Origin of the sequence: Saccharopolyspora sp. NPDC050642 (assembly GCF_040654735.1) — a bacterium.
In the GTDB taxonomy this organism is placed as follows: domain Bacteria; phylum Actinomycetota; class Actinomycetes; order Mycobacteriales; family Pseudonocardiaceae; genus Saccharopolyspora; species Saccharopolyspora elongata.
Window position 1 is genome coordinate 483,851 of the sequence record NZ_JBFAIN010000001.1, and the last position, 18,644, is coordinate 502,494.

Annotated in this window: 16 protein-coding genes and 1 pseudogene; 12 read left to right on the forward strand and 5 right to left on the reverse strand. The window is 70.6% G+C overall.

What is annotated here, in order from left to right:
- Positions 1–16 precede the first annotated feature (16 nt).
- Positions 17–1,249, forward strand: coding sequence for a cytochrome P450 (locus tag AB0H93_RS02265; protein ID WP_358566053.1), 1,233 nt, complete (start codon positions 17–19; stop codon positions 1,247–1,249).
- A gap of 155 nt (positions 1,250–1,404) precedes the next feature.
- Entirely contained in the window at positions 1,405–1,821 is a 417-nt protein-coding gene (locus AB0H93_RS02270; protein WP_358566056.1) for an SRPBCC domain-containing protein, read from the forward strand.
- Between the two features lie 148 nt (positions 1,822–1,969).
- Here AB0H93_RS02270 and AB0H93_RS02275 read toward each other — a convergent pair whose 3' ends face one another.
- Entirely contained in the window at positions 1,970–2,119 is a 150-nt protein-coding gene (locus tag AB0H93_RS02275; RefSeq protein ID WP_358566059.1) for a hypothetical protein, read from the reverse strand.
- 78 nt (positions 2,120–2,197) lie between these two features.
- A complete protein-coding gene (locus AB0H93_RS02280) occupies positions 2,198–3,226 on the reverse strand; it encodes an Lrp/AsnC family transcriptional regulator (RefSeq protein WP_358566062.1) in 1,029 nt (342 codons plus the stop codon).
- A gap of 141 nt (positions 3,227–3,367) precedes the next feature.
- Here AB0H93_RS02280 and AB0H93_RS02285 point away from each other — a divergent pair, with 141 nt between their 5' ends.
- The 3 genes from AB0H93_RS02285 to AB0H93_RS02295 all read left to right on the forward strand — a co-directional run bounded on the left by AB0H93_RS02285 (position 3,368) and on the right by AB0H93_RS02295 (position 6,161).
- Positions 3,368–4,573 carry a M20 family metallopeptidase gene (locus AB0H93_RS02285; protein ID WP_358566065.1) on the forward strand — a complete coding sequence of 402 codons (1,206 nt, stop codon included), beginning with the start codon at positions 3,368–3,370 and terminating at the stop codon, positions 4,571–4,573.
- Positions 4,570–5,898 (forward strand): MFS transporter, encoded by a 1,329-nt coding sequence (locus AB0H93_RS02290; protein WP_358566068.1) that lies wholly within the window; start codon positions 4,570–4,572, stop codon positions 5,896–5,898. The genes AB0H93_RS02285 and AB0H93_RS02290 overlap by 4 nt, the downstream gene beginning before the upstream one ends.
- Positions 5,899–6,008: 110 nt before the next feature.
- Complete coding sequence (locus AB0H93_RS02295) at positions 6,009–6,161, forward strand: hypothetical protein (protein WP_358566071.1); 153 nt, start codon at positions 6,009–6,011, stop codon at positions 6,159–6,161.
- Positions 6,162–6,239: 78 nt separating this feature from the next.
- On the opposite strand, the pseudogene AB0H93_RS02300 reads toward AB0H93_RS02295, so the two are convergent.
- Positions 6,240–6,542, reverse strand: a pseudogene (locus tag AB0H93_RS02300) (methyltransferase domain-containing protein); the annotation flags it as partial.
- A 383-nt stretch (positions 6,543–6,925) separates the two neighbouring features.
- On the opposite strand from AB0H93_RS02300, the gene AB0H93_RS02305 reads away from it, so the two are divergent.
- On the forward strand, positions 6,926–8,971 hold the full coding sequence (locus tag AB0H93_RS02305; protein WP_358566074.1) for a TIGR04222 domain-containing membrane protein: 2,046 nt from the start codon (positions 6,926–6,928) through the stop codon (positions 8,969–8,971).
- Between the two features lie 732 nt (positions 8,972–9,703).
- On the opposite strand, the gene AB0H93_RS02310 is transcribed toward AB0H93_RS02305, so the two are convergent.
- Complete coding sequence (locus tag AB0H93_RS02310) at positions 9,704–10,096, reverse strand: OsmC family protein (RefSeq protein WP_358566077.1); 393 nt, start codon at positions 10,094–10,096, stop codon at positions 9,704–9,706.
- A gap of 504 nt (positions 10,097–10,600) precedes the next feature.
- The gene (locus AB0H93_RS02315; RefSeq protein WP_358566080.1) at positions 10,601–12,094 is read right to left on the reverse strand and encodes an MFS transporter; all 1,494 of its coding nucleotides are present in this window, start codon (positions 12,092–12,094) and stop codon (positions 10,601–10,603) included.
- Positions 12,095–12,160: 66 nt separating this feature from the next.
- Between AB0H93_RS02315 and AB0H93_RS02320 the strand changes: the two genes are divergently transcribed.
- From AB0H93_RS02320 to AB0H93_RS02345, 6 genes are all read left to right on the forward strand, one after another.
- Positions 12,161–12,709 (forward strand): TetR/AcrR family transcriptional regulator, encoded by a 549-nt coding sequence (locus tag AB0H93_RS02320; protein WP_358566082.1) that lies wholly within the window; start codon positions 12,161–12,163, stop codon positions 12,707–12,709.
- Between the two features lie 148 nt (positions 12,710–12,857).
- Complete coding sequence (gene eccB / locus AB0H93_RS02325; RefSeq protein WP_358566085.1) at positions 12,858–14,240, forward strand: type VII secretion protein EccB; 1,383 nt, start codon at positions 12,858–12,860, stop codon at positions 14,238–14,240.
- Positions 14,240–16,477, forward strand: coding sequence for an ATP-binding protein (locus AB0H93_RS02330; protein ID WP_358566088.1), 2,238 nt, complete (start codon positions 14,240–14,242; stop codon positions 16,475–16,477). Before eccB ends, AB0H93_RS02330 begins: the two co-directional genes overlap by 1 nt.
- Before the next feature lie 70 nt (positions 16,478–16,547).
- Positions 16,548–17,186 (forward strand): response regulator transcription factor, encoded by a 639-nt coding sequence (locus AB0H93_RS02335; RefSeq protein ID WP_358566889.1) that lies wholly within the window; start codon positions 16,548–16,550, stop codon positions 17,184–17,186.
- 65 nt (positions 17,187–17,251) lie between these two features.
- Positions 17,252–17,812: a macro domain-containing protein gene (locus AB0H93_RS02340; RefSeq protein WP_358566091.1), complete on the forward strand. Its 561-nt coding sequence runs from the start codon at positions 17,252–17,254 to the stop codon at positions 17,810–17,812.
- 97 nt (positions 17,813–17,909) lie between these two features.
- Complete coding sequence (locus tag AB0H93_RS02345) at positions 17,910–18,569, forward strand: response regulator transcription factor (RefSeq protein ID WP_358566094.1); 660 nt, start codon at positions 17,910–17,912, stop codon at positions 18,567–18,569.
- Positions 18,570–18,644: the final 75 nt, after the last annotated feature.

An 18,644-nucleotide genomic window follows, 5' to 3' on the forward strand; every position in this document is an offset into this window, starting at 1 on the left:
TCCGAGGAGCGCGTCCATGCACACGACCAGCCTCGTGCGGCGGATCACCGACCAAGCCGTCCGCGCCGATCCGTACCCGGTCTACGCCGAGCTCCGCGGCACGCCGGTGGTGCGCGACGACAGCGGCATCCACCTCGTCACCACCTACTGGGAGATCCGGAACCTGCTGCAGGACCCCCGGATCAGCTCCGACGCCCGCAACCTCGCCCCCGGCGCCGATCCGCTGGTCGGCACGACACCGGACGACGAGGGGATGCTGCCGCCCAGCTTCATCCGGCTGGACCCGCCCGAGCACGACCGGCTGCGCCGCCTGGCGATGCGCCCGTTCGGTCCCCCGCACAGCCCGCGGCGCATCCACGACATGCGCGGCGACCTCGCCGGGACCGTGACCGGGCTGATCGACGGGCTCGACGGCCGGGACCGCTTCGACGTGGTCGACGACTTCGCCTACCCCTTCCCCGTCGCGGTGATCTGCCAGCTCCTGGGCGTGCCGCGGGAGGACGAGCCGCACTTCCGGCGGCTGGTCGACGTGGTGGTCGCCGGGCTCAGCCCGGCCGAGGACCAGGAGGCGCAGCGGCACGCGGTGCGCCAGGGCCGCCTCGAACTCGGGCAGTACCTGGCGGCGCTGATCGAGGAGCACCGCCGCCACCCGGGCGACGACATGCTGTCCGCGTGGATCACCGACGAGGGGCCGGAAGGGCGGATGTCCCTGCTGGAGGTGATCACCAACGCGGTCCTGCTGCTGATCGCCGGGCACGAGACCACCGTCAACCTGATCACCAACGGGATGCTCACGATGCTGCGGAAACCGGCCGTGCTGGAACTGCTGCGGACCGAGCCGATGGCGGCGGCCCGCGCCGTGGAGGAGCTGCTGCGCTACGAGCCCCCGGTGCAGATACTGCCCCAGCGCACGACGTTGACCGACGTCGAGGTCGCGGGCAGCGTCATCCCCAAGGGGGCGCCGGTGTGGCTGCTGCTGGCCTCGGGCAACCGGGATCCGGCGCGCTTCCCCGATCCGGACCGCTTCGACCCGAAGCGCGAGGACAACCAGCACCTCGGCTTCGGCTCCGGCGTGCACGCCTGCTTCGGCGCCCCGCTCGCCCGGCTGGAAACCCAGATCGCGCTGACCGAACTCGCCCGCAGGCTGCGCGACCCGCAGCTGGTCGAAGACCCGCCGCCGTACCGGCCGAGCCCGATCCTGCGCGGCCCCCGCCACCTGCCGGTGACGATCGACGGCCTGACCGCCTGACGGCACTCCTTTCCGCCCAGGTCAGGCCCGAATGTCGGCGTGCTCACTCGCGCCGCACACGAGCGGGGCGGCTTCGCCCTCCCTGGAATGCTGACGACAGGACTCGGCCGAGGCCCGGCCGCCCATTCCACGGCACCACCGCGAAGGAGAAGCCCATGCTCGACGTCTCCCAGCAGATCGACTTCGTGCGGCGGAAGGTCGGCAAGGCGCAGCTCAACGGGAATGCCGCGCACGCCACGACCATGAGCCAGACCTTCCGCGCCGATGTCGACGACGTGTGGGGCGCGGTCACCGATCCCGAGCGCATCGCGAAGTGGTTCTCGCCGGTCTCCGGCGAGCTGCGCTTCGGCGGCGAGTACCAGGTCGAAGGCAACGCGAACGGGACCATCGAGCGCTGCGAGCCGCCGAAGGGCTTCACCGCCACCTGGGAAACATCCGAGCACGCCAAGGAATTCACGGTGCTCAGCAGCCAGCGGTGGGGCGACGCGAACATCGCCGGCGGTGCGGACCCGAACGAGGCCCAGGCCATGGCGGACCGGACGACGGCCGCCTACACCGGCGAAGCGGAGTAGGCGCCCGGTGTCCCCGGCCCACGCGCCGGGGACACCTCGACCCCGAAACCCTTGCGATGGCGGAAGAACACCCCGGTCAGGCCACGCCATTGTCACGACGCCACGAACCCGTCCGCCGGGATCGCGTCGCCGTGGAGTTCCGCTCCCGCTACACCTCGCCGGTCGTCCTGACCGCGCACGACGGCCGGATGACCGCCACGGCCTCGGCGCGCGAAGTCGACGTGCGCGTGTTCTTCCAGCCGGCCGGGCTGATGCTGATCCTCTTCGGCTGGATCGGCAAGGTCCGGGCGGCGCTCACCGGCCGGGCGATCGTCTGGGGGCGTCGGCCGTGGCTGCTGCTCGCCTTCCTCCGCTCCGTCCGGTTTCCCCGATCCGTCTACTTCGGACGATCAACCTCGGGCTCTCCCGACAGCGGCCCGGGGAGCGGGATGACCTCGCCCGTGCAGCGGCCGTCCGGGTGCATCAGCCAGCCCACCCGCTTCCGGGTCCGCAGGATCACCGAGCTGTTCACGATTCCCCCTGCGGGCAACAGCCGTTCGAGGCTGTCCTGCATGTTCATCAGGTCGCCCATGTCCGCCGTCCACGCGTTCACCACCAGGTTCGCCGAACCCGTCACCGACATGCACAACCGCACCCGCGAATCCTCGCGCAACCGGGCCACGGTCGCGGCCAGCGCGCTGCCCGGCAGCCGGCACCACCAGATCACCGGCATGGGCCATCGGGTGTGCAGCTGAGCGACTTCGCAGCGCAGCCTCAGCGTCCGGGAGCGCAACAGCGCGGACAGCTGGCGGCGGACCGTGGAGGTCGGCCGGCCCAGCTGGGTGGCGAGTTCGGCGGCCGTGGCCCGGCCGTCGTGCGCCAGGGCGGACACCAGCGGCGCGTAGACGTCGGACCGCAGGTAGATCGGTTCGCTGGGCCTGCCCTGCTCGGCGCGGCCGGCGCGCTGGATCTCCTCGCGCTGCTCCCGGTCCAGCGCGTCCAGCTGCCACTGGCTGCCCTCGATGTGCATCCGGGCGCCGATGTGGGAGCGCAGCGACGCCACGCCGGGCAGCTTCGGCAGCTCGTCCAGCAGCAGCGCCGACAGCTTGCCGAACGAACCGGCGGAGACCGTCAGCATCAGGTCCCGCCCCTGGGCGGCGTGTTCGAGGTTGTGCACGCGGGGCATCCGCTCCAGCTTCGCGGCGACGTCGTCCACCGCGCCCGGGATGCAGTTCATCTCGACCAGCGCCACCATCGCGCCGCCGGAGAACACGCCGTGCACCGGATACGCCGTGATCCACGCCATCCCCGCCGCGCGGAGCCGGGCCCAGCGCTGCGCCAACGCCGTCGGCGACGCGCCCAGCACGGGCGCCAGCGAGGTCCAGGGCGCGCGGGGCTGGAGCTGCAGGGCGTGGATGAGCGCCAAGTCGCTTTCCGAGAAGTCCTGATGCACGTTTCCGCTCTCGATGTGCCGTGGGTGAGCGCATCCAGCGGATGATCTTGTTGCTCCGCCTGCGCGCTCAAACTCTAGACCAGCTGGACGAGAGGTTGAGAGAGGTTCACGACGTTGGATCTGTTGGATGACGCCCGGGCGTTGCAGCCCGACCTGGCCAGGGTGCGCGAGGCGCTGCACCGGGAGCCCGAGGTCGGCCTGCACCTGCCGCGCACCCAGGAGCGGGTGCTGGACGAACTGCGCGGGCTACCGCTGGAGATCAGCACCGGCACCGGGACGACCTCGGTGACCGCCGTGCTGCGCGGCACCGGCTCCGAGCCCGCCCCGGGCGGGCGGACCACCGTGCTGCTGCGCGGGGACATGGACGCGCTGCCCGTCGAGGAGCGCTCCGGCGAGGAATTCGCGGCCACCAACGGCGCGATGCACGCCTGCGGCCACGACCTGCACACCGCGGGCCTGATCGGCGCGGCCCGGCTGCTGAGCGCGCACCGCGACCGGCTGGCCGGCGATGTCGTGTTCATGTTCCAGCCGGGCGAGGAAGGTTACGACGGCGCACGCGTCATGATCGAGGAGGGCGTGCTCGACGCGGCGGGCCGCCGCCCCGACCACGCCTACGCCCTGCACGTCGTGCCGCACCGGCTGCCCGCCGGCCTGATCTCCGGCCGGGCCGGCGTCACGCTGTTCGCGTCCTACACCCTCGAAGTCACGGTGCGCGGTACCGGCGGGCACGGCGCGACTCCTTACGAGGCAAGGGATCCGATCGTGGCCGCCGCCGAGATGGTCGGCGCGCTGCAGACCGCGGTGACCCGCTCGTTCAACGTGTTCTCCCCGGTCATCGTCACGGTCGGGGTGCTGCGCGCGGGCACCACCGCCAACATCATCCCGGACACCGCGTCCTTCGAGGCCACCGTCCGGGCCGTCGATCCCGACGCCGGACCCGAGCTGCGCGAGGTGTTCGGCCGGTACCTGCGGGGGATCGCGGCGGCGCACGGCGTCGAGGTGGACGTCACGCTGACCGCGGGCTATCCGGCGACCGTCAACGACGCCGCCGAAGCCGAGTACGTCGGCGGCGTCGCCCGCGAGCTGTTCGGCGAAGAGCACTACCACGCCGCGGAGCACCCGTCGCAGGGATCCGAGGACTTCTCCCGGGTGCTGCAGGAAGTTCCCGGCGTGCTGCTCTTCCTCGGCGCGCACGTGCCGGGGGTGGAACCGGGGAAGGCGCCGGCGAACCACTCGCCGCTGGCCCGATTCGACAGCTCGGTGCTCGGCCGGGCATCCGCACTGCTGGCGGGCCTCGCCGCGGAAAGGTTGTGTGCATGAGCGCGCCCACTGCTCCCCTGTCGCGGCGCAAGGTCCTGATCGGGCTCGGCCTCGGCAACGCCATCGAGTGGTACGACTGGGGCGTCTACGCCGCGTACTCGGTGTTCTTCGCCTCCCAGTTCTTCCACAGCGGCAGCACCGGATCCGACCTGCTCAAGACGCTCGCGGTGTTCGCCATCGGGTTCGTGGCGCGGCCGATCGGCGGGATGTTCTTCGGTTGGATGGCCGACCGGGTCGGCCGCAAGCCGGTGATGACGCTGAGCATCGGGCTGTCGGCGGGGTCGTGCTTCGTCATCGCGTTGTGCCCGACCGCGGACCAGGTCGGGCTGCTCGCGCCGACGATCCTGGTGCTGGCCCGGCTGGCGCAAGGCCTGGCGCACGGCGGCGAGCTGCCGTCGGTGCAGACCTACCTCGCGGAGATCGCGCCTCCGGAGCGCCGGGGCCTGTGGTCCAGCGTGATCTACGTGTCCGGCGGCATCGGGACGTTGTTCTCCATGGCGCTCGGCGCAGCGCTCTCCGCGCTGCTCAGCCCCGAGCAGATGGCGAGTTTCGGCTGGCGGATCCCGTTCGTGCTGGGCGGTTTCCTCGGGTTGTACGCCTTGGTGCTCCGCAAGCAGTTCACCGAGACCGACATCTTCAAGGCCGCGGCGGACGCCGAGCCGGCCGCGAAGGAGGCCCGGCCGAAGCGGTCGACCCTGCGGATGCTGCGGGCGAACATCAAGCCGATGCTGTGGGTGGTGGGCATCAACGTCGGCGGCACCATCGTCTACTACGTCTGGGCCATCAACGCCCCGACGTTCGCCATCTCGCAGCGGCACACCGACCCGACCGGCGCGATGCTGGCGGGCGCGGCGGCGACGGCGCTCTACATCGCGTCGATGCCGGTCTGGGGCTGGCTGTCGGACCGGATCGGCCGCCGGCGACTGCTGCTAATCGTCTGGCCGGTGTACCTGGTGCTGTTCTACCCGCTGAACATGCTGATCCAGGGCGAGGTCTGGCAGCTGTTCGTCGCGATGTCCATCGGCGTGGTGCTCAACGGCGTGCTCAACGCGATCGGCCCGGCGATCACGGCGGAACTGTTCCCGACCGGTATCCGGGCGCTCGGCCTGGCCGTGCCGTACGCGCTGACGGTGGGCCTGTTCGGCGGCACCGCGCCCTACGTCCAGACGTACCTGTCGGAGCTGGACATGTCGGGCTGGTTCAACATCTACGCGATCTCCCTGGGGGTGATCACGCTGATCACGTTCTGGCTCCTGCCCGAAACGAAGGGCATGAAGCTCGGCGACGAGCAGCAGAACACCCCGCAGAACGCCGCAACGCAGTAACCACCGAGGCAAAGCCCGGCACCGGAAATCCCCCGGTGCCGGGCTTTCCCGTTCCCGGCGGCCGGAAAACGGATTGAAGGTGCGATGCCGGGGCGATTAGCGTGCGGGGCGTGGCCCACCCCGATCACGACGTGACGGTCGGCATGGTGTTCCGGGCCCTGACCACGCAACCCGAGCTGCTGCCCGGCCTGCTGGCTGCCGAGGAGCTGCCCGAGGACGTCAAGGCCAGAGCTGTCGCTCGCTGCCCGTTCGAACTCCATTGAGGCCGTGAGTGCTTTGGGTTGCCATGGGGAGTGTCCTTTTGTTCCACTACGATTGAGCTTCTGAAGTCACCAGCCGCTCGAACCCACTTCGACCCGCAGGCCGGGGTGGTCGCGCCGGGCCACGTCGATCATCCCGGGGGAGAGATCGATGCCGAAGGCGTCGACACCGAGATCGCGCAGGTGAGCAGTGACATGTCCGGGGCCGCAGCCGACGTCCGCGACCGGCCCACGGCCAGCGGCCCGCACGCTGTCAGCGAACAACGCCAGCGCCGCGCGAAGGTACTGGTGACCGGCGATGGCGTCACGCACCTGGTCCGCATAGCTGGCCGCGACCGTGTCGTACGAGGTTCGGGTGTCGACCAACCAGTCGCCCGTGTTCATGACCGGCACGGTAGCCCATGATCACCATCGACCGGCCTCCCGAACCGGCCGACGACTACCCCGTCCAACTCACCCTGGACGACGACCTCGTGCAACCAACGTCCCGGGACACCACAACTAGTACTCCAGCCGGACTTCGTGATCTTGGCAGGTGAGGCCGGCGAAGACGGGCGCGGCCACGGACCAGGAACAGTGAACTTGCGATCTACGGTTGGAGTATCAGGACGCTGGTCCCGCAAACGGGTGAATCGGCGGACTTCTCGGCGAACTCGGTGAACCAGACCGCGGCCGGAAACCGTGTGTCGGAGGCCGGAAGATCATCCGGCCACCGAATATTTTACGCCGCAAGGTATTTTCCCGGATGACGGCCGGGTTCGGTGTTCGTGGCCGGGCCGGAGCCGGTAGGCTGCCGAGCCGTCGCGGGGACCGGTATCGAGTTCTGGGGACTCGACCACGAATACTTCGGTGTGGGGACACCGGAATCGTCCGCCGGATCCACCGGACACGATGCGCATGGTGGAGTTCGCATGGGGTTTACGCCGGAAGCGATCGAGGCCGGGCCGTACCTGGCCGTGTATGCCGTCCTGCTCTGCGCGGTATCGGCCGTCCGGGTGGGCGCCTACTTCTGGGCGCAGTCCAGGGCGCTCGCTCGCACGGCACCTTCGTTGGGGCCCTACGACGTGGCCGCGGTGTCCGGTTATTCGTACCGGGTCGTCGAGACCGCGCTGGCGGGCCTGGTGGATTCGGTTGCGGTCACCGTCCATCCCGGCGATCCCACCGAATTCCGTCCCCGACCCGACGCCGGGCAGCGTGTTCAGGATCCCGTGCAGCGGCAGGTACTCGAGCTGTTGCCGAGCCATGCGAACCTGCACTCGCTGACCAGGGCGTTCACCCGGACCGAGACCGCCGCCGGCTTGCGGCGCAGACTGGTGTCCGCGGGATTCCTGCTCAGCTACCCAGGACGCGAGCTCCTCACATGGGTCACCTGGGCGCTGCTCCCGCTCACAGTGCTCACGATGGCAGTCTGGCAGTGGGCGTCGAAAGCGACCGGCCTGCCCCTGTTCCCCGAGGTCTTCGTGTCCGCTGCCGCCGCCATCTGGTGGGGAATGTCGCTGCCGTTGACGGGCACTCGGCGAGCGAAGCGGCTGAGAGCGATGATCGCGTCGGTGGAGCGCAAGTACCGGCCCACGGACAGGCAGAAGAAAAAAGAGAAGGTCCCGGCGGAAACGGTGGTGCGGAAGGTGCGCGAGGCCGTCACCGCGCGTGCCGGGGAGTGGGGTCTGGCTCCCGGATGGATCGACTCCGCGACCGGCATGGTGCCCTTCCTCGGCTGGAGCGGGTACAGCGCCGAACGGGGCGAACACCTTGAACCCCAACGGTACTGGACACCGGGCACCCGGAGGGCCGGGCCGAAATCCGGGCCACGCCGCGATCTCGGATGGCGCTACCGGGCCCTGGGTGTGGCATGCGGCGTGCTCGCGCTGGGAGTTGTGTTTCCCGGAATGCTGTTCCTGAATGTGTTCTCCATCCCGCTGTTCCTGGTTTGCAGTGCGGTCGGCGCCCGGCTGGCGATGCGGGGGAAGAAACATCTCGCCGCGGACGGGCGCGAGGTGTTGCGCACCAGCTATGCCCCGCCGGTGCTGTATCTCCGGTCGTTCGCCCATGACGCCCTGCTCGAACGGCATGCTCCGTTCCGGTCGCTCATGGCCGCTCTGGGCTCCGGAGGCTCGTATCTCGAGGAACTGGCCACCGCGGTCCGTCGTTTCGGCACGTTCGTCGCGATCGGGAATCCCGGTAACCCGCTGCCCGCGCTGGGACCCGCGCACATCTACGTTCCGCCGGAACCGGATCCCGGCCCGGATCTCCATCGGTGGCAAGCCGAAGTACTCAATCTGATGCACGGTGCCTCGCTCGTGCTGATCTCGGCGGGACACAGCGAGGGTCTGCGGTGGGAGTTCGCGCAGGCGACTTCGCTGATGCCACCGGAACGACTGGTGGTCCTCGTCCCGCTCAACCGCGAGGAATACGCGCGATTCCGGGAGCGCACCCACATGTACTTCCGCGCGGGTCTGCCCGCCGACCCGCGCAAACGCTCTGTCCGGAATAAGGAGCAGATCCACGGGCTGATCTACTTCGACCGTGACTGGACGCCGCATTTCGTCGCGTTCCGCCGCCACGCACTCCTGCAACTGCACCTGGGCCGGATCGTGATCCGCCCCAGCCTGCGCCGGGTGCGGAACCGGCTGACACATGCGTTGTATCCGGTCTTCCGCAGCAACCGGGTCGGCTGGCCGGGCATCGTGCTTCCCGTTCCCTTCGGCCGGGCCAGCCGTCATCGAGTCGTCCCGGGATTGTCCGTTGCGAGGGCACTGCTGCTCGCCGTGGTGCTGAGCATCGCGGCTGCCGTGGTGTCCAGCTTCACCGGCTAGTACTCCAGCCGGGCTTCGTGATCTTGGCTGGTGGGGGCGCTGGAAGGCAGGGCGGCCGCAGCGAGCTGGAGCAGCGGCAGATCGGGTATGTCCTGGCTGCGGCCTGCGATCATCGCGTCATCACGGCCACCGGCACACATCGGGCCGACGGACTGGTCGCGGGGCTGCCGAAACGGGCCTGGCAACGCCTGTCCGCCGGCAAAGGCGCGAAAGGACACCGGTTCTACGACTGGGCCTGGATCACCCTGGCTGGTGGCGAGGGCGAGGGCGAGCCCGCCGGTCATCGGTGGCTACTGGCCCGGCGTAACCGCCGCACCGGCGAACTGGCCTACTACCGCTGCTACGCGCCCGGGCCAGTGCCTCTGGCCACGCTGGTACGCGTCGCCGGCCGTCGGTGGACCGTCGAGGAATCCTTCCAGACCTCAAAAGGCCAAACCGGGCTGGACGAACACCAGGCCCGCACCTGGACGTCCTGGTACCGCTGGACAACCCCTCGTGCTGCTCGCCCACGTCTTCCTCGCGATCGTGACGGTCACTGCGCCTTCCAGACCCAACAGCACAGGGCTGATTCCCTTGACACTCAACGAAATCCGTCACCTCTACACCAACATCGTCATCACGCCCGCAGCCGACATTCTGCGCGTCCTTCGCTGTTCACGCTGGCGGAGAAGACATCAGTATCGAGCCCAGAAAGCCCACTACCAGCGACAATCACGCCAAGAACCATGAAGATCACGATCTACGGCCGGAGTACTGGGCAGGCTCAAAGAGCAGTTGCTTGCTCAGGGTGCTCCGCACTGGTGAACACTCAATGCGCGCGACGACCGCCGACCGGTGTGCCTCGAGCTCCGGGTCAAGGGCAAGCTCGTACCGAAACCGCGTTGTCGACTCTTCACGCTCCAGGTAGACGCGGACCTCCACCTTGGCCTCCGTGACACCGAGATCCGCCAACGCCATCCGCGCCGAGATCGTCATACAAGATGCCACCGATGCCTCCAACAGCTCATGCGGCCGCATCCCGGCCGAACCGCCGATCCCGCCCTTGAGCGTGTCAGCGATCCCCTCATTCTCCCCGGCCCGGAACCTGACCTGGTAGGGCGTTGGAAGTGCCATCGCCTCGATCACGAGCTGCGCCTTTCTGCCGAGTACCAACAGGCAGAGAGCGTAACGCTAGGAGCTCATATCTTGGGAGATCAATTCCAAATAGCGGAACGATCCCTGATGCGGCGGCCGCGGCCGGACAAGCGAGCTGGGGTGCTCGCCGCCCCCAGACCCCGGCAGCCTTCCGGGATGAAGCGGAGCCCGCACGCTGCGGTCCGCTCGGGGAGGTCCTCATGCCGTCGACCTCCACGAGGGCTACCAGACAGCATCAAGGGGCAGACCCCACCAACCCTCACCGAGGACCGGAGCGATTCCCCTTGACACTGCCCTATCGGGCTACGCCAGGTCGACGGGATGAGGACGCAGCCCCTCGCTTATAGGTGGGGAACCACCCACGGATGAGAAACTGCCGAAGCGTGCCGCCCGCAGTACCTGCATAGCGGTGATGCAACAAAAGGTCACTCGCTATGGCAACCCCAAGCACTCACGGGCCCGTCGCCTGCCGAACCGTTGGACTTTCGGTCGTCCTCAGCGGCGGGTGAGGACCCACCACGCTTGGACCGCCGCGTAGGCGAGGATCACCGCGCCGACCGCGCTCGTGATGTGCACGCCGAAGGTGAAGGCGTGCGCCGCCGACTCGCGCAGCGCGATGCCCTGCTCCACCGGCAGCTCGGCAGCCGCCGACAGCGCGCCGCCCAGCGTGTCCCGGACCGTGTCCACTATGAATTCCGGGACGCCCGCGACGTCGACGCGGCCGCGGTAGGCCGCGGTCAGGACGCTGCCGAGGATCGCCGTGCCCATCGCGGCGCCCAGCTCGTAGCCGGTCTCCGAGATCGCCGAGGCCGCGCCCGCGTTCTCGGGGGCGACGCTGTTCATGATGGTGTCGTTGGTCGCCGTCTCGGTGATGCCCGCGCCGAGGCCGACCACCATGAACGCCACGACCACCAGCCAGGTGCCGCCCTCCGCGGGCAGCAGCACCATCAGCAGGTAGCCGAACGCGGTCGCCAGTATCGCCGCGCCCAGCAGCTCGGCCAGCCGGACCCGGCGGATCAGCCGGACCGCCACCAGCGACCCGAGCACCGACAGCGCGATGCCCGGCAGCAGCGCGAGACCCGCGCGCAGCGGGCTCATGCCCAGCACGAGTTGCAGGTACTGGGTCATGAAGAACAGCCCGCCGACCATCACGAACACCGCCAGCAGGTTGCTGGTGACCGCGACGCTGAACCGCGGGTTGCGGAACAGGGCCAGGTCCAGCATCGGGGCGTCCAGCCTGCGCTGCCTGCGCACGAACGCGTAACCGGCGATCGCCGCGACCGCCACCGCGGGCAGCGCCAGGGCGCCGCCGCCGGCGAACTCCTTGATGCCGAGGACCAGCGCCAGCATCGCCAGCAGCGACAGGCCCGCACTGGCCAGGTCGTAGCGGCCGGGCGCCGGATTGCGCGACTCCGGGATCACCAGCGGGCCGACGATCAGCAGCAGGACCATCACCGGCAGGTTGATCAGGAACACCGAGCCCCACCAGAAGTGCTCCAGCAGCAGCCCGCCGAGCAGCGGGCCGAAGGCGGAGCCGCCGGCGAAGGTCGCGGTCCAGGCCGCGATCGCGGTGGTCCGGGCGCGCGGGTCGGTGAAGATGTTGCGGATCAGCGACAGCGTCGAAGGCATCAGCGTCGCGCCGGCGATGCCCAGCAGCGCGCGAGCCGCGATGAGCAGCTCGGCGGTGGGCGCGAAGGCCGCCAGCGCAGAGGCGAGGCCGAAGCCGGTCGCGCCGATCAGCAGCAGCCTGCGGCGGCCGATCCGGTCGCCGAGCGTGCCCATCGTCACCAGCAGGCCGGCCAGCATCAGCGAGTAGATGTCGACGATCCACAGCAGTTGTCCGCCGGTGGGCCGCAGCTCCTCGCTGATGTGCGGGAGGGCGAAGCTCAGCACCGTGTTGTCGACCGAGATCAACAAGACCGGGAGGAGGAGGGCGGCCAGCGCCGTCCACTGCTTGCGGGAAATCTGAGGCGAATTCAGCTTTAACATTTTCTACTCGTTTCGACTGTACCGTCTGGACGGTATAGTAACCGTCCGGACGGTACAGTGCCACCCATGGCAGCCACCAGCACCCGCGACCGCATCCTCGACGCGCTCCAGCGGATCCTGATCCGCCAGGGCACCGCGGCGGTGACTCTCGAATCGGTCGCCGCCGAGGCGGGCGTGTCGAAGGGCGGCCTGCTCTACCACTTCCGCTCCAAGCAGGCGATGCTCCAGGGGCTGACGCGGCGGATCGACGAGGACGCCGAGGCCGAATTCGCCCAGGCCACCCGGGAAGGCGTGGACGTCGTCCGGTACTTCCTGCAGACCTCGCTTCCCGAGTCGGACGAGGAAGCGGCGCTCTACTGGTCGGTCATCGCGGCCCTGCGCAGCGGCGAAGGTCTCACCGACGACGGCACCGAGGTGCTGGCCAGAGTCTTCAGCCGCTGGTCCGAACTGCTCACCGACTACATCGGCGACCCGGTGCTGGCCGAGACCGTCCGCCTGGTCGGCGACGGCCTCTACCTGAGCGCGCTGTCCGGCCTGCCGCGCCCCGACCCGGACCTGCTGCGCCGGGTCTTCGACCGGATCCTCGAACAGGTCGCGGCGGCGCGCGGGTCCTGATCGCCGCCATTTCCGGGAAGAAGCCTTTTCGGTATGTCGCCCGGAACTTGGCGAGTGTTACCCAGTTCGTATACAAAAGATCGTACCGCTGAGTAAGATCCACCCCGACAAATTTGGCTCGTCGGGAATTCCATGCGGGGGTCGCACGGTGTGGACGCAGCGGGATCAGATCCAGGCATACCGGTTCCTCCGCCGACGACTGGTATCCGCGCTCGTCTCCGCCGACGCCAACCATCCGGTCGCGCCCGCCAAGCGGGTCGTCCTCGGCACGGCGCTCGGCCTGGCGGTCGCGCTGCTGGTGGGTGCCGTGTTCGGCGTCATCGGCCTGCTCGCCCCGACGCGCGCGGAGGCGTGGCGCCAGGGCGGCCAGGTGATCATCGAGAAGGAGACCGGAACGCGGTTCGTCCTCGGTCAGGACGGCCTGCTGCACCCGGCACTCAACTACGCCTCGGCACGGCTGCTCGCGGGTGGCGACGGCGGCAAAACCGTGACGGTGTCCGCGAAAGCGCTCAGCGGCGCGCCCCGCGGCGCCGCGGTCGGCATCGCGGGCGCGCCGGATTCGCTGCCGGGCGGCGATCGCCTGCTGACCGGCGCCTGGACGGCCTGCACCCGCGTCGTGCCCGACCGGCCGAGCGGCGAGGCCCCGATCACCACCGTCCTGTTAGGACCGAGCGGCGCGGGCGCGGAACTCCGCGAGGAGCAGGCGCTGCTGGCCCGCCTGCCCTCCGGCGAGCGCTTCCTGGTGACCGGCGGGCACCGGTACCGGCTGGGCGGTGAGCGCGCCGTGGTCGCGCTCGGCTACGCGGCGGCCGAGGAGGTCCCGGTGGCGCCCGCGTGGCTGAACACCCTTCCGGCGGGCCGGGATCTGGCCACCATCGCGGTGCCGGACGCGGGCAAGCCCGGCATCCGGGTCGGGTCCGAGACCCGCCCGGTCGGGCAGGTGCTGGTGTCCGAGGTCGGCGAGTACTACCTGGTGCGGCGCGACGGCCTGGCCGTGATCACCGAGACCGAGGCGGACCTGCTGCTCGGCGCGCCGGAGAACACCGCCGCCTACCCCGGCGGGCGCCCGCACCGGGTGGAGGTCGCCACCGCCGACATCGGCGGCGTGCCGCGATCGCCGGAACGCCAGGACGGCTACCCCGACCGGCGTCCGGAGCCCGTCAAGCCCGGCCGCGCGCCGACGGTGTGCGCCACCGGCGAGCGCGTCACGATCGGCCAGGCGCTTCCCCTGCGGGGCGGGGAAAAAGTCGTCCCGGTGACCGCGCCCACCCCGGACACCGCCGCGGAGGTGTACGTGCCGGGCGGGTCCGGCGCGGTCGTCGCCGAGGAACCGGCCCCGGGCGTGCCCGCCGGGGCGGTGTACCTGATCACCGACGCGGGGATGAAGTACCCGATCCCGGGCGACGAGGCGGTTTCCGCGCTCGGTTACGGAAACCGGCCGACGCACGGCGTGCCCGCGTCGGTGCTCGCGCTGTTCCCGACCGGCGCCGTGCTCGACCCGGCACTGGCCGGGCAGGTGTTCCCGGGCTGATGGGATCGGCGGAACGCGGGCTCGTCCGGCTGGGACTCCGCTACGCCGTGTGGCTGCGCTTCGTCGTGATCGCCGTGGCGAGCGGGGCCTCGCTGGTGCTGGAGAACGAGCGGAAACCCGGCTGGGCCATCTTCATCGTGCTGGCGCTCAACGCGTGGAACGCGTGGTACGCCGCCCGGATGTCCCGCTCTGCCGCGCGCTGGCCGGTCGCCGTCGACGTGCTGGTGATGTGCGCGATCTGCCTCACCCAGGTCTGGACGACGCCCACCGCGCCCAGCCCGGAGGGCACCAGCTGGGTCCGGGTCGCCGCGGCGATCACCGTGGTCGCCTACCCCTGGCAGCTCGGCGCGGGGGCGTTGGGCGCGGCGACCGCCGTGATCACCGCCGCGCACCTGGCCGGGACGGCGCTCTCGCTGCCCGAGCACTGGCTGACGGCCGCGCCGATCCACCTGTGGATGTTCATGGAAGCCGGCCTGTCCTGGGGGCTCTACCTGCTGGTCCGGCGCGGCGCCCGGACCGCCGACCAGATCGTCGCCCGCGGCGAGCGGGTGCGCCGCCGGTCGGCGGTCGCCGAGGCGCGGCGCACCGACGAGCGCGAACACCTCGCGGCCCTGCACGACACCGCGTCGGCCACGCTGCTGATGGTCGGCGCCGGGGTGGTGGCCGAGCGGCAGATCTGGCTTGCGGAGCAGGCGAAACGGGATCTGGAGGTGATCCGCGGCCGGTCCGAGGTGTCCGATGGCGAGGTCGATCTCGTCGGCATGCTGCGGGAGACCATCACCAGGACACCGCTGCGGGTCCGGCTGACCGCGCCCGACGAGCTGGTGGTGCCCGCGGTGGAAGCGGCCGCGCTCTGCCACGGCACGCGGGAAGCGCTGACCAACGTCGTCCGGCACGCCGGGGTCGACCGGGCCGACGTGGCCGTTGCGCAGCACGGCGACAGCGTCGTCGTGGAGGTCGTGGACGCCGGGCGCGGATTCGACCCGGACCGGATCTCCGGCCACCGCTACGGCGTGACCGGCTCGCTCGTGGAGCGGATGCGCCGGACGGGCGGGAGCGCGCAGGTGATCAGCAGCCCCGGCGGCGGAACCCGGGTGCGGATGACGTGCCCGCTCGGGGCGGCGGAGGACGCCGGGGGCGACGCCGAGATCATCGCCACGAAGTTCCAGCAGGGCATGCAGTGGGCCGTGGTGGTGATGAACCTCGTCATCCTGTGCCTGCTCGACCTGCCGAAGCTGCTGGCGAACCTGGACGGCTACCGCTCCGCGCCCACCCAGTTCCTCGCCTTCGCCGGGTTCCTCGCGGTGACCCTGGTCGTGCTGGTCAGCCTGCGCAGGCAGCGGCCGATCGGCCGGTGGCGCTGGCCGCTGCTGGCGCTGGTGTTCGCGTTGTCCGCGGCCGGGACCGCGTCGGTGCGGCCCGAGCACCTGCTCGGTTTCGCGCACTGGTCCGAAGGGGACGCCGGCTGGACGGTGGCGCTGCTCCTGCTCGACTGCCGGATCCCGACCTTCACCCTGACGCTCGTCGCCCAGTACGTGATGACCTTCGTGCAGGTCGGGCTCGCCGGGAACGCGGCGACCTCGTTCTCCGACGCGGTGAACGCGACCGTGCTGATCCTCAGCTACCAGACCGCGATGGGTTTGATCGCCGCGGTGCTGCGCGCGCTCGCGGTGTCCTCGGCCCGGGCCGCCAGGGAGGAGGAGCAGCTGCGGACCGCCGAAGAAGTGGCGCGGCAGCTGCACCAAGACCGCAAGAACCGCTACGCCGACCTGGAAGGCACGACCGTTCCGCTGCTCGACGGCCTGGGCTCGGGCGCCCTCGACCCGGGCGACGTGTCGGTCCGCCGGCGGTGCTCGGTGGAGGCGGCGAAGATGCGCCGCCTGTTCGCCGAGGACGCCTCCACCCCGGATCCGCTGCTGCACGAGCTCCGGGCCTGCATAGAACTGGCCGAGCGGCAAGGGGTTTCGGTGCGCTTCGCCGAGTACGGCAAGCGCCCGGCGATCCCCAGGGAGGTGCGGCGCAAGCTCACCGAGCCCGCGGTCACCGCCCTGGCCACCGCCACCGGCACGGTGCGGGTGACGGTGGCTGGCTCCGGCGACGCCGTCACGGTCAGCCTCGTGGCCGCGGCCGCCGAACCGGTGCTCGCCGAACCCCGGTCCGACGGCGACGTGGTCACCACGACGGTGGTCGACGGCGGCCGGATCTGGATCGAGGCGAAGTGGAGCCTCCCGACATGACGTCCTCCCCCGCCCGCCGAGGCGGGATTCCCAGCAATGACACGACATCGCGCAGCGGAGGTTGGAGTTGATCACGGTCGTGGTGGTAGACGATCATCCCGCGGTGGTCGCCGGCGTGCGGGCCTGGTGCTCGTTGGCCGACCCGCCGATCAAGGTGCTCGATTCGGGCCCGGCGGTGTCGGTCGCGTGGCTGGATCCCGGCGCCACCGCCGACGTGGTGATCTTCGACCTGCAGCTGGACATCACCGGCCCCGCCTACGGCGACCTCAAGCGGCTGGTGGACGCCGACCGCCCGGTGGTGATCTACAGCATGCGGGCCGACCGGGAAACCGTGTTGACCTGCCTGGACATCGGCGCCTTCACGTACCTGACGAAGGCGGAGGGCGAGGACCACCTGGTCGCCGCCGTGCAGGCCGCGGCGACCAACACGCCGTACCTGCCGCCGTCGCTGTCCGGCGCGTTCGGCACCGACGACCGGCCGAACCGGCCCCGGCTGTCGCCCCGGGAGACCGAGGTGCTGCTGGAGTGGTTCCACTGCGAGTCGAAGGAAATGGTGGCGCGACGGCTCAACCTGACGGTGCACCGGGTCAACTCCTGCCTGGAGCGGGTGCGGATCAAGTACGCCAACGTCGGCCGGGAGGCCCCGACCAAGGCCGCGCTGGTCGCCCGCGCGATCCAGGACGGCCTGGTGCGCGCCGACGAACTCTGATCCCCGTCGCGCTCAGGCTCGCAACCGACGATTCCTGTCGGCATGCCCGGCTACGTTTCCCGATCGTGACGGACATCCACTACCTGACCGGCGACGCGACCAGCCCCCGAGCCGAGGGCCCCAAGGTCATCGCCCACATCTGCAACGACCGCGGCGGATGGGGCAGGGGATTCGTCCTGGCGATCTCCCGGCGCTGGCCGGAGCCCGAAGCCGCCTACCGGCGCTGGCACCACGACCGGGCCCGCAACGACTTCGCGCTCGGAGCGACCCAACTCGTCCAGGTCGCGCCCGACACCTGGATCGCCAACATGATCTGCCAGCACGGCATCAGGACCAGCCGCAGCTCCGGCCCGCCCATCCGCTACGGCGCAGTGCGCGAATGCCTGCGACACCTCGCCGCGCACGCCACCCGGCTCGCCGCGAGCGTCCACATGCCCCGCATCGGCACCGGCCTGGCCGGAGCCCGCTGGGACCGCATCGAACCGCTCATCGCCGGCGAGCTCACCGGCCACGACATCCCCGTCACCATCTACGACCTGCCACAACCCCGGGATCGAGCACAGGACGACCGTCGAGGGCGACCAGCACGTGGCGGCGGCATCGAAGGGGCCGCCGGGAACGGCTGACGGACGGGGCCGCCCGGAAATGGGGTACGAACGGCCCCCACCGCGCGCGAGCGGATCTCGCTAACGTCCTCCGCGGAGATCCAATCGGGAGGAATCGGTGGAGACCAAGCGGATTCGAGTCGGGGTGGTGGAGGACCACCCGCTGTACCGCGCGGCGGTGGCCCGGATGCTCGGCGACACGCCGGACGTCGAAGTGGACGCGGTCGCCGAATCGGTCGCGCAGTTCGCGGCCCGCAGCCGGTGCGCCGGGAGCATCGTCGTGCTGGACCTCGGGTTGCCCGGGGTGCGGGGCGCGGCGGCCGTGATGGAACTCGTGCGCCGCGGCCACCCGGTGCTGGTCGTCTCGGCGATGGCCGACCGCACCGAGGTGGTCGGCGCGATGCTGGCCGGGGCCCGGGGCTTCCTCGGCAAGGACGCCGATGGCGAGGAGATCCTGGCGGCGATCCGGGAGATCGCGGCCGGGCGCAGCCACGTCGCCCCGAAGCTGGCGGCGGTCGTGCTGGACACCTCGCGGGAGCGCAACGCCGGCGCGCGCATCGAGCTCTCGCACCGCGAGGCCGAGGTGCTCAGCAGGCTCGCCGCCGGCGAACGCGACCAGGACATCGCGATGGGCCTGCGCATCAGCATCCGCACGGTCCGGTCCTACCTGGACCGGATCAGGGACAAGACGGGACTGCGGCGGCGTCCCGCGCTCACCGCTTACGCGATCGAGAACGGCTTTGTCACCTGCCCGGCGCCCGACCGGATGCCGGCCTGAGAACTCGTTCGGAACGTGGTGGCGCGGCGACTTCGAAGCGGCGCAGCCGCTCGGCCCACCTGCGCAACTCGCACC

What these genes read in the sequence shown, in the direction of transcription:
- AB0H93_RS02315 (WP_358566080.1), bottom strand. Translation starts at nt 12,094, where the DNA reads ATGTTAAAGCTGAATTCGCCTCAGATTTCCCGCAAGCAGTGGACGGCG.
- AB0H93_RS02270 (WP_358566056.1), top strand. Translation starts at nt 1,405, where the DNA reads ATGCTCGACGTCTCCCAGCAGATCGACTTCGTGCGGCGGAAGGTCGGC.
- AB0H93_RS02330 (WP_358566088.1), top strand. Translation starts at nt 14,240, where the DNA reads ATGGGATCGGCGGAACGCGGGCTCGTCCGGCTGGGACTCCGCTACGCC.
- AB0H93_RS02320 (WP_358566082.1), top strand. Translation starts at nt 12,161, where the DNA reads ATGGCAGCCACCAGCACCCGCGACCGCATCCTCGACGCGCTCCAGCGG.
- AB0H93_RS02265 (WP_358566053.1), top strand. Translation starts at nt 17, where the DNA reads ATGCACACGACCAGCCTCGTGCGGCGGATCACCGACCAAGCCGTCCGC.
- AB0H93_RS02290 (WP_358566068.1), top strand. Translation starts at nt 4,570, where the DNA reads ATGAGCGCGCCCACTGCTCCCCTGTCGCGGCGCAAGGTCCTGATCGGG.